Raw genomic sequence first — 9,498 nt, 5'->3', positions numbered from 1 at the left:
TCTCGAACTCGACCGTTTTTCTCTCGCCTATGCTGCTTTCTTAGCTGTTCTTCTTCTGATTGGCTTAAAAACGTCTTCATAACAATAGCTTATAAGGTAATGCCTCCTAAAAGTCCATACTTTTATTCACGAAGGGTATAGTGCAAAAGCGCAACTAGAATTGAATAATAAAACTAAGAATATTAAAATCCGGGGGAGGCATAGTTGCATGAAATGGTACTTAAAAATGATAAAATATTAAATACCTAAAAAACAACCCGCTAAAAACACGCGCAATATAGGAATTTGTTTTAGTGTGAAGCTACATGATTGCCACGACCTGCGGTCACCCAACTTCTATCTCCAAAAACTGCTGGATTCGGCATATAACCTCCACGCCCATCTGGAATCAAAAAATGAGATCGAATAGCTCCCTCTCTAGCTTCCCTGCGCATTTTTATAATTTCTGGATTGGTAGGGTGCATTATAGAGTCTGCTTTTCTCTGCATTTCTTCAAATTCTTCTTGCTGCTGCCTGATCCAAGCAGCTTTTTGACTTTTTCTTTCTTCTAAGTCATCAGACCATGTTGGCAATTTAAGTTCTCGCTCATCAAACTCAAAATTGCTTACTTTTAAACGGCTACCATTTGTTCGTTGTTGGAAAGATGAAACACGCTTTTGTCTAGCATCCTCAGATGCCTCATCACCTCTTCCTCCTTGTGCATGCATTGATATAGAAAAGCACAGCGCAAATACGCCGACCATCAGATTCAACCCATATTTTATCATAGCTGCCCCGCTCTTTTATCAAAAATGCAGTTAATTTTAATCGACTTGAATATAATAATTTATTAGAAACTTCCGCACAAACAAAAAAACATAATTTATTGATATAATTTAATAATATGTAAAAACAAGGCTTATTTAAGTCGCCGTCAAGTTAATGTGGATTTGTGTTATGTTGGAATTTTATTATGAAGGTTATCACCATATCCTTATTATTAGTGCCTAGATGTCACCGTTTTCCAGTTTCCATTATCAGTCATGCTGCATGGCTTTACCACCGATTCAACCATAGCTACTGTGACATTCAAGAACAGATGGCTTTTCGTGGGATCATTGTGAGTCATGAAACAATTCGTTCTTGGTGTCTCAAATTTTCAAGGCACTTCCACGAAGTTATTAAGATGCGAGAGAGAAGTCCAAGTGATACGTGGCATTTTGCTGAGATGACTCTTAAAATCAATGAGAAACCCTTTATCTTATGGAGTGTTGTTGATTCACAATGATATGAGCTCGATGTCTTTCTTCAGAAACGTCACAATAAGAAATCTGCTATTCGTTTCTTAAGTCGCTTGTTAGACAGATATTCTGAAGCAGGCCTCATTATAACAGATAAGTTGAGAAGTTACATAAAGCCTATACGCTCTATGTGTCCTGAGAAAGAACATCTATCTCATAAAGGTTTGAACAATCGTGTTAAAAATGCTCATCAACCTACAACACGTCGCAAGGAAAAGTCTTTGATCAAGTTCAAATCTCCTCAAGAAGTCCAGAGAAGCATATCTCTCATGGGAAAATTACGTAATATTTTTTCCGTTGATGTGGGGAGGTATTCACAAAGGACACATAAACAGCGAAACTCTTTTAGATCTGCTCTCTTCATCTGCAGCGAAGCCGCTTTAATGTCTCTCCAGCCTCAATTATGGATGAATGAGTGCTAAGCTCATTATTACTCCGGCTAGCAAACAGTTAGCGTTCTAAATTAGAATTTCCTTAAGAGATGCTAGTTGCGTCACAAACATTCGACAACTGTTTTACTTCCGGAGTAATAACTTGACGGTGCCAGGGGAAGAATATCAGGGTGTGCAGAAGGCAAAAAGAGATGTTTCTTAAATGTCTGCTTTATTGTTTCTTTGCTCTAAACGCTACCTGATAGGCTTTCTCAGTCCATTGTATCAGTTCACCTGGATCTTCCAATATCTCAATCGGTACTTTTCAGTTGGAAACAATTATAGTTTTGCCTTTCTTTTCGTAGGAGAATGGTGAGCTGCTCATCGCCTCATAATCTGCTTGATTACTTTCATCCACCTTGAAAAATATCTAATCACCGAATATCAGGGCAATAGGCAAATTATTTTTCCGGATAGCATAACCACCGAACATACGACACGATGTTATATCGCCCGAAGGCTCTAATAATTCGAGTATATATTCAAGAAATTCACTTTGGGGTTTAATCATTAACTTCGAAATTCGTCATTTTCTAGTTTTAATAGTCGTTTTTTAGCAGCTAATCCACCTGCATACCCTACAAGACTGCCATCTGTGCCAATGATACGATGGCAGGGGATAATGATACCTATGGCATTGGCTCCATTGGCATTTGCAACTGCTCTAACGGCTTTCTTATTATTTATGTTTTTTGCTAATTGCAGATAGGTTGAGGTGGTTCCATAGGGTACTTTCAACAACAATTTCCAAACATTTTTCTGGAAAGAGCTACCTACCAACAACAATGGGATTGTAAATTTTTTTCTATTTCCAGAAAAATATTCATCAATTTGCTGTCGGGTTCTTTCTAAAAGCTGATTATTTCGTTCAATAAAGTCAGCCTCTAACCCTTTCTGGATTCGGCTATCAATCGCGATTCTCATTTTTCTATATCTAAAATCAAGCAAATAAAGATCATTATTAAATGAACCTAAGATTAATTCACCGATTTTAGTTTTGTAATATTGAATATTAATTTTATCCATTTTACTAGCCTATTTCCTTATATCTGAAACAACCAGTAGCATGGTCATTCATCATGCCGGTTGCCTACATAAAAGCATAGCAGAGGTAGAACCGACAAATTTAAATCCACGTTTTTTTTAATCTGGATACCTCTATTAACCTCTAGACATGATATAATCATTTGATATGATGGAATAGTGGGCATTTTTAGGAGGTTCTATTTAATTTTAATCACGTTATCAATGTTCAATCATATCGTTTTTTTTAATTTTTCATCTAATGAACTTAATACGAGCCACTTGGCGTCACTCTTAAAATTTGCTAGAAATAAAACTACTAAGTCTATTATTATTACGAACAATTCTTTTACTTTGAACGATGCCTTTGATCATTTAGATTCTGAATTGGTTGAAACTATTGACAACAGATTGAGAGTACGCAGCAAATTTATAATTGTCCCAGAAAGTGAATTGGGACCAAGTTCGCACAATTTTCTTCTTCATTCAGAAAATGCTTGAAAACGCATAGACATTATTATCGGATGGTTTGTCAGGGAAGATTGAAGAAAAAGTAAGAGGCTGTAGCGGATAACTGGCTCGCTTTATTGGTGTTTAGAACTAATTGTTCTAGAAAATAAATCTAAGGTACCTGTCTCATGGCAAATCAATTTTTAAGGTATGTAACTATAGCCGTTTTTTTTGGATTAGTAGCTAGCCAATCTTCTTCAGAAGAGGGGTTTTGCACAGATTTTTCAGTAAATGGGTTGTCTTATGACCTTTTTACAGATGAGAGATCATATGTTTCGACATCGGTTGCAATTCAAAGGTTGGCTGATCATAGAGAGACTTGTGAAATACTAGATCTTAACAGAAATTATATTTTTAATTATGAATTGGATGCTTTAGTTGAAGAATTGCTAAAATTTAAAAAGTTGCGAATTTTAAATTTGGTAGAAACGTAAATTTTTGGTGAGGGAATTCTTAGGCTGGTTCCATTGTTTTCAATGGAAAGTATCGAGTACATTGATGTCAGGGGTGATCTCGTAATAGCACAAAATGTAAATGCATTACTAAAAGCGTTGCCAGGAAAACTATCTGAAAAGTTAAAGCTTGCAAGAAAGCTAATATGGGCTCCTGAACAGCATCTTGCTGGTTTTGTGCGTTCATATCACATGCTGCCAGAAGAAGCTGAAGCACACCGTAAGTATTTGAATATAATTATGAACAGTCCAAAAAAAATTAAATTCTTAGGCTAATATGTAAAAACAGAAGTCTGAAGCGCTTTAAATTTAGTGTCCCTCAGGTAGAACGTTTTAACCAGGCAAAGTTGCTAAATTAAATTAATCCGGGAGTTTTCTTTACGCATTTTAATTAAGTCAGTCTTTAGTTTGCTTGTATAGGGCCACCTCATGAAAAAATAAGGATCTATTACTTGCACTGTTTTTCTAGGGATTCCGCCCATATAACAATGGCATGGTTTTGATAACAAAAGGCATAAGCACATATACTGAAAACATTAGGAAAAAGCTGAGTAGACTGATTTTTAAAGCGCATTACTTAAGAATTTTCTTGAGGCACCCCTGCCTTTTTGGCTTCTCATAACCGTCAAGCTTCTTGCAACGCGGGGGCGTTATTACTACATTGGAAATATTATGAGTTTACGACACAGCCGAAGCTAAAGTTTGACAGATTAAATGAGGTGATTTATTAGTAACATGAATTACTTCATATAAGGAGTAGCTTCTATGAAATATTCAAAATACCTTTTTGTAAGTTTCTTACTGATATTAGTTTTCATGGTTTATTCCCTTGAAGCAAGTTCAAATCCTTTGCGAGGATTTGAACCATTTTTTAAGGAGACATTGGGGTTACTTAGGCATTGCACACATCGTGCTACCTTTACTATTGCTAAGCCTGGACGTTTACTTCATTCAACAACAGGTCAATTGAAGGAAGTAGATGATAAAGAAACTGATCAAATCTTTGGGATACCGACTTACGATTCCGCTTTTCGGTATATGCTCACTTCGGACGATGTTCGCCTCGATTTTGTCCAAACTTTTGCGAAAAATCTTGATATTATAAGTACAGAAACTCTCAATCACAACTTATCGCCTATAAAGGAATTTACAGAACTAAGAGACATTTTAAATACAAAGAAAACGGCTTCTCTCATGCACCGTATTAGTAAAGGTGAGTTATATATTGCTGAGACAAATTCGACTCAAAAACAGAATGGAGACACACAAATTCTTAGTGAATTTGCCCATCACTTTAACGATTTAAGAGATGCGTTTCCACGTCCTTTAAAAGCAGCTCAAATGGATCTAACTTGCCGCCTCTCTGATGGACATCATGCGATTGTTGCAGTTCAAGTCGTTCCTCAAGATTTCTTGGACCGACGTGCTCTTGCTTATGCCGCGCTCTATTTTGATCGTCAACTCCGTTCAGGTGACAATTGGGGACAACTCCAAAAGGTTATTGCGATTAGTATTCTTGGAGGTGGAAAGAGTGATATGCAGCGTTGGGTAGTTAGACCAAAAGAAGTAATTAAACATTATAAGTTTGTTGATGTCTTAAATCCTGAGGACAAAATTGATGGTATTGAGTTAATTCAGTGTTCTGTTTTAAGTAAAGGACCTGTAGCAGACCCTAAAATGCGTGAGTGGGTTGAGCTTTTTCGTGCGGCTCATTATAAAACATGGAATGATGTGGATAAAGTAAAATCTCCGGTTATTCGTGAGGCTTATGAGAGACTTCGGATGGACAAATTCCCTCCAGACATTATGAGGCAATATAACGATCAAGAATACAGCCGATACTCTCAACACACGGCTATGATCGTTAAAAAAGCAAGAGAAGAGGGGCTGAGAGAAGGTAAAATGGAAGAAATATTAAAGATAGCCAGCAGAATGAAAAATAAAAGGATATCGCTAGAGGAGATTATGAAAATGACGGGCTTAAGGGAATCGGACATTTCTAAACTCTAAAAGCAAGTGTCATAATCTTGATGCACGGTCAAGTTAATGTGGATTTGTTGTGCAGAGGTTTCTCTATAGTTTTAACTTATTAGCATATGCATTGGTGATCGTTTTTAGTGGATCTATATGGAGTTCCGGTATGAGCAGTAAACAGAAATATGAAATAAGGATATTACCTGAAAATAGAGAACTTTCAGAAGTAGTTAAGAAATTTAAGGCACTTGGTTTTAAATAAGTTTAGTATGGTGTCGTTTCGCCCAATCGAAAAGCATCAACCTATTTCTCAAACGATGCCTGGGGCAAAATATATCTAAAGAAAGCTCTCTTTGAAAAGGATCCTTCTCTTGACATTCTAATGAACGCTGAGCGCGTAATGTTCCCATGGAGCAGTCTTGAGCAGTCTGAAGTGATTCGTATGAAACAGAAAACTTGTGGGCTTGAAGATGGTATTTCTATATTTAGCCACCTTAAAGACGGCGGAGGTGCAATCTTAGAGCTTGGAGTTGAAAATAAAAACGACATGAAAAAACTTGTGTGGAACTTTTCTATAGCTGAGCTAAAAGCCGGCATGGAAGAGTTTATGAAATTGCACAAGGACTTTTTTGAGAAAAAACACTTTTTTGAAAAGACTTCAAGCTCCAGATCAGTGGAAAAAACTAGGTACTCTATCAGAGTCGTTCCCAATCCGGTCGAGGAATATTTACTCGCCAGGTAAGGAATGATCTAAGTTTCATTTTGAAAATAAATAATTTTGTAAAAGATATAGAATAGCATCGCACACCATAGCGCTTCCATATCTCCCGCGGCTCTCCTCCACGATTGGTATCTATATAATCAAAACCCCGAAGCTTCCTTCAATAACTACTCATTAACAACTTCAAGTTTCTGAGTCTCTGATCTAGTCACATCAGTCCCCTTAACGTAAAAAGTCCGACCATCTTCATCTGTGTGATACGAACTTAGATCGGAATCGGGCACTTTCATCTTCTGAGGTTTATTGCAACTTGGGGGCACCAAACCTGTTCCTTGTTTTACGTTAAAATCATCATTACCGGGTGTTTTGTATTTCATCATAGAATCCACCTCGAACGATAGCAAAAGAGTACAAACTGTTGCTCCTCCAGCAAAAAAATTAAAAAAATTTCTCATGACGACTCTCCTTCTTCATAATCAATTACACCTTTTATCCAATCAATCATCAACTGATTAACACGCGTGCCTATATTATAGTCATCTGAACCATAAGTAAGAACATACCTTGCAGTTGGATTGTCACTAACATCGTAAACTCCACTTCCACTTTGACCTCCGGAAGTGTCGATGTCGTAAAAAATTCGTTTGTCGTCTACTTTGATAACTGGGCCCTTCATAGTAATCATGTATTCTATCTCCCACGTGTTTATTCGAGAAAACAGCGAGGTAGCCTGTTACTTGCAATTCCAACGATTTTAAAATCTCATCTTCAGTAATATCGTGATGGATAATACCTGTTTCCTTACCAATAGCTTGGTCTAAAACAACTAATCCTATATCGGTGCTTTCGAGCTTCCCGATCGTCAACGGACATGTCTTGATACACAGGGTAGCTGTACCACTTCTCAGCGTTCGAAATCCAGGTTGCATCTTCTCCATGGCGTCCCCCCCTGACCTTTAGGAGTATAAATACATTATCTAATCTTCTGAGTTAGAATCTAAAATTATAACATAATCTTCATAAGCACCTAGAACTCAGATTAACTTGACGGTGCCCTCAAAACTGATGATAGACTGATACATATTACTCATTTACTGTATCATCTCCAGATTGAACCTCTGAGTAATTTCCAACATAGAAAGCGGGAAAATATGGGAGTTTTTCTTCTCTTATGTCTGAAGCAGCTTCTTTTTTAAAGTCTTCAACCTCTTGGGATGTCCATTGATTTCTAAACTGCCGAAAAGAGGAAACAAGTGCAAAATCCGTTCTAAAATGTTCACGAATTTTTTCCGCAAATTCACCAAAGGGAGAACAAGTAGCGAGAAGGCCAGGCCCACAAGTATCTCCACAAATATCAAACCTTGAATGAATATTGATCATAAAAAATACTCGTTTCTTTCCAGCTCTTTGCTCTCTTACTTTGAAAAATCTATTTGCTTCAGGAAGATTAAATTGTCTTCGCAAATCACCAATAAACTTCTGTTCACTATGCCATAACTGATATAGAACTTCATTTCGCCTGATCGCATCAAAATCTAATCTCCTCCTAAAAGCATCAAATTCTTTTTCTGCTGCTCTAACGCGCTTAAAATAGTCTTCTTCTTTATACTTTAAGGGATTCGCATGATCCCGTAGATCTGCAAGTGTGGCACTTATTCCCGTGAACTCACGTTGGTAAGCGTCATTTACTTCAGTATATTTTTCTTCTGCCTTTCTCGAGAATTCTTCGCTAACTGTATTAAATGTTAATTTCAGCCTTTCATTTTGCTTATTTAATTCTGGAAGTTTTTCTGTGTAATTAAGGAGTGCTCTAAAGCTTTTGTCAATTTCATCTTGCGTCGTGTTAAAATCAAAGAAATGGACGCTTCCACTAAAACGATTTTCGTATTCCTTAAGTTTCTCTCGCAGCTCTGAAATATCAGAAAATGAATCAAAGGATTCATATGAGTCCATATACGAAGAATTTACTTTCCTTTGGTTGTCTGTGTGTTTTTGTTTTGAAACTGCCTGTTTTGTAGAAGTATCCGTATCCTCTGAATTAACGTATTTAAGCATTGAAAGCAAATTTTCTTGTAGTTTACTTCCTATAAAACGTTTAATTCCGTTGACTGAAGTTATATTAGCACTTGAACTATCGTAAACTAGATCTTCATCCAATACTTTTTCCAGTTCATATTGTTGGGTTTCTTCATCCAAAACAAGATAATTGAACCTAACAACGAAAATATTCCTTCCCGCCCAATCTCTGTCAAAGTTTTTTATTCCTTGAAGAACTTCTTCTTCTATTTGGGCTAATTCATTATGGTGCTCAAAAATTTTAGCCCTAGGATGCAGAGATTCTAAAGTTTCACTATCAACCCCACGCCATCCACGTATCTCTGGCGAAGCAAAGATTGTCTGTATACTAAAAAGCAAGCACACGCACGCGACCACACTTCTTACCATAATAATGTTCATCCTGTTTTCTGAAGTCTGAAGCTTAGTGAGCTATTGTAGATTGCTGGTAGAAATTCTGATGTGTACGCAACCAATTTTCACTTGCATGATTAGCTAACTTTTCTCGTAATTTTCTGACCGTACCTTCATGAGACAAAATTCCTTCATCAAAGAAAATAGCTCTGTTCGAACATGCTTCAAAATCTTTCGATTGTTTTTCTGCCTCTGCTCTCAAATTGTCATAGAAATAAGAAATTGCGGTAACATCTGCATAATTCTGCGTTAAATTGACCTTCAAATTTTCCATTTCTATAATTAGTGGTATGAACTTCATTATGCCTTCCTGCTTGATACGATTATATGATAGATCGATGAACTCCATATTGGGCATTTTTCTCAAGGAGTCACAAACAACTTGTGCTCCTTCATCGGAAATTTCATTACTTGCTAAATTAATAACCTTCAATTTGTCCAACATATGATCAGACCCAAATTTTTTAAATACCTCACCAATAGCAACCGGTCTAGGAGCAGTTATAGCAGCAGCCACAGAATCATCTGTTATACCTTTCTCACTTAAATCAATCTGCACAGCACCACCCGAAAATGGAAACATTATCACTATAAAAAACATCAATATTTTATACATATTCATCACCTAATGTATTATA

General features: G+C 36.7%; 10 protein-coding genes and 1 pseudogene. 5 read left to right on the top strand and 6 right to left on the bottom strand.

Features of this window, described 5'->3' with window-relative positions; all coding sequences use genetic code 11:
- Positions 1 to 290: 290 nt before the first annotated feature.
- Positions 291 to 767, bottom strand: coding sequence for a hypothetical protein (locus HOL16_08405; GenBank protein MBT5390697.1), 477 nt, complete (start codon positions 765 to 767; stop codon positions 291 to 293).
- Positions 768 to 952: 185 nt separating this feature from the next.
- Between HOL16_08405 and HOL16_08400 the strand changes: the two are divergent.
- Positions 953 to 1,702: pseudogene (locus HOL16_08400) on the top strand (IS6 family transposase).
- A gap of 519 nt (positions 1,703 to 2,221) precedes the next feature.
- On the opposite strand, the gene HOL16_08395 reads toward HOL16_08400, so the two are convergent.
- Positions 2,222 to 2,737 (bottom strand): methylated-DNA--[protein]-cysteine S-methyltransferase, encoded by a 516-nt coding sequence (locus HOL16_08395; protein ID MBT5390696.1) that lies wholly within the window; start codon positions 2,735 to 2,737, stop codon positions 2,222 to 2,224.
- A gap of 635 nt (positions 2,738 to 3,372) precedes the next feature.
- Between HOL16_08395 and HOL16_08390 the strand changes: the two genes are divergently transcribed.
- The 4 genes from HOL16_08390 (at position 3,373) to HOL16_08375 (ending at position 6,412) form a co-directional block, all read left to right on the top strand.
- A complete protein-coding gene (locus HOL16_08390; protein ID MBT5390695.1) occupies positions 3,373 to 3,678 on the top strand; it encodes a hypothetical protein in 306 nt (101 codons plus the stop codon).
- Between the two features lie 42 nt (positions 3,679 to 3,720).
- Complete coding sequence (locus HOL16_08385) at positions 3,721 to 3,972, top strand: hypothetical protein (protein ID MBT5390694.1); 252 nt, start codon at positions 3,721 to 3,723, stop codon at positions 3,970 to 3,972.
- A 489-nt stretch (positions 3,973 to 4,461) separates the two neighbouring features.
- Positions 4,462 to 5,706: an Rpn family recombination-promoting nuclease/putative transposase gene (locus HOL16_08380; GenBank protein MBT5390693.1), complete on the top strand. Its 1,245-nt coding sequence runs from the start codon at positions 4,462 to 4,464 to the stop codon at positions 5,704 to 5,706.
- Positions 5,707 to 6,112: 406 nt separating this feature from the next.
- Positions 6,113 to 6,412, top strand: coding sequence for a hypothetical protein (locus HOL16_08375; GenBank protein ID MBT5390692.1), 300 nt, complete (start codon positions 6,113 to 6,115; stop codon positions 6,410 to 6,412).
- Between the two features lie 146 nt (positions 6,413 to 6,558).
- On the opposite strand, the gene HOL16_08370 is transcribed toward HOL16_08375, so the two are convergent.
- From HOL16_08370 to HOL16_08355, 4 genes are all read right to left on the bottom strand, one after another.
- Positions 6,559 to 6,846, bottom strand: a complete 288-nt coding sequence (locus HOL16_08370) for a hypothetical protein (protein MBT5390691.1) — start codon at positions 6,844 to 6,846, stop codon at positions 6,559 to 6,561.
- Positions 6,843 to 7,076, bottom strand: a complete 234-nt coding sequence (locus HOL16_08365) for a hypothetical protein (GenBank protein ID MBT5390690.1) — start codon at positions 7,074 to 7,076, stop codon at positions 6,843 to 6,845. Before HOL16_08365 ends, HOL16_08370 begins: the two co-directional genes overlap by 4 nt.
- Positions 7,077 to 7,474: 398 nt before the next feature.
- Entirely contained in the window at positions 7,475 to 8,812 is a 1,338-nt protein-coding gene (locus HOL16_08360; protein MBT5390689.1) for a hypothetical protein, read from the bottom strand.
- 58 nt (positions 8,813 to 8,870) lie between these two features.
- Entirely contained in the window at positions 8,871 to 9,476 is a 606-nt protein-coding gene (locus HOL16_08355) for a hypothetical protein (protein MBT5390688.1), read from the bottom strand.
- Positions 9,477 to 9,498 lie beyond the last annotated feature (22 nt).

Source organism: Alphaproteobacteria bacterium (assembly GCA_018662925.1).
Lineage (GTDB): Bacteria > Pseudomonadota > Alphaproteobacteria > 16-39-46 > JABJFC01 > JABJFC01.
This window is presented reverse-complemented; position numbering and strand designations above follow the sequence as displayed.